Origin of the sequence: Zoogloea sp., from assembly GCF_023150065.1 — a bacterium.
Lineage (GTDB): Bacteria > Pseudomonadota > Gammaproteobacteria > Burkholderiales > Rhodocyclaceae > Zoogloea.
Genome location: NZ_JAKLLN010000095.1, coordinates 1 through 788, shown reverse-complemented (window position 1 = coordinate 788; position 788 = coordinate 1). Strand labels below are relative to the sequence as shown.

At 69.2% G+C, this 788-nt stretch carries 1 protein-coding gene and 1 pseudogene; both read right to left on the bottom strand.

The window, feature by feature from the left end:
• Positions 1-191, bottom strand: a pseudogene (locus tag L6Q67_RS23610) (hypothetical protein); the annotation flags it as partial.
• Positions 188-788, bottom strand: a 601-nt coding sequence (locus L6Q67_RS23605; protein ID WP_296575982.1) for an EAL domain-containing protein, incomplete at its 5' end; no start/stop codon positions are given. The gene L6Q67_RS23605 and the pseudogene L6Q67_RS23610, both read right to left, overlap by 4 nt.

The window sequence follows — 788 nt, the reverse complement described above, 5'->3', positions numbered from 1 at the left end:
ATGAGGCCGGCGGCGAGGCTCACGTCGCGGCTGATGAGCCGGCCGACCATGAACATGTCGGGTTCGTCCCGGTGCATCTCGTGGCGGATGCGGTCGATGATCTGCGGCCGCGGCGGGATGTCGATGTCGCGGATCGAGCGCTCCAGCAGCGCGTCCACTGGCGGATGGGCGGGTTGGGTCGGGTTCGTCATGGTGTGTTCCTTTGCTCAAGCCAGGCCAGCAAGGCTTCTTCGTTCATCGGCCGGGCCCAGATGAAGCCCTGGATGGCGTCCACCTCGGCGTCGTGGAGCGCGGCGAGCTGCTCCGGCGTCTCGACCCCTTCGGCCACCATCACCATGCCCAGCTCCCGGGCCAGCCTCGACATGGCACGCACCACCGCGTAGGCGCGCCGGTCGTCGGGCAGCACCTGCACGAAGGAACGGTCGAGCTTGAGCTTGGTGGCCGGCAGATCCTTCAGGCACGACAGGCTGGAATAGCCCGTGCCGAAGTCGTCGATGGCGAGGCCGACGCCGGTCTCCCGGGCGCGGCGCAGGTTCTGCTGGACGACGTCGGATTCGTCCATCACCAGCGATTCGGTCAGCTCCAGCTCGATCAGGGCCGGATCGACGTTGGCGCAGATCAGCGCGCCGTGCAGCGCCGGCAGGAAGGTCGGCGAGGTGAGCTGGGCCCGCGACACGTTGATCGCCACCTTGGTCGGGCGGCCGGCGTGGCACAGGCGGGCGGCGAAGCGGGTGCCCTGGAGCAGGCTCCATTCGCCCAGGCGCACGATCAGGCCGGTCTTCTCGGCC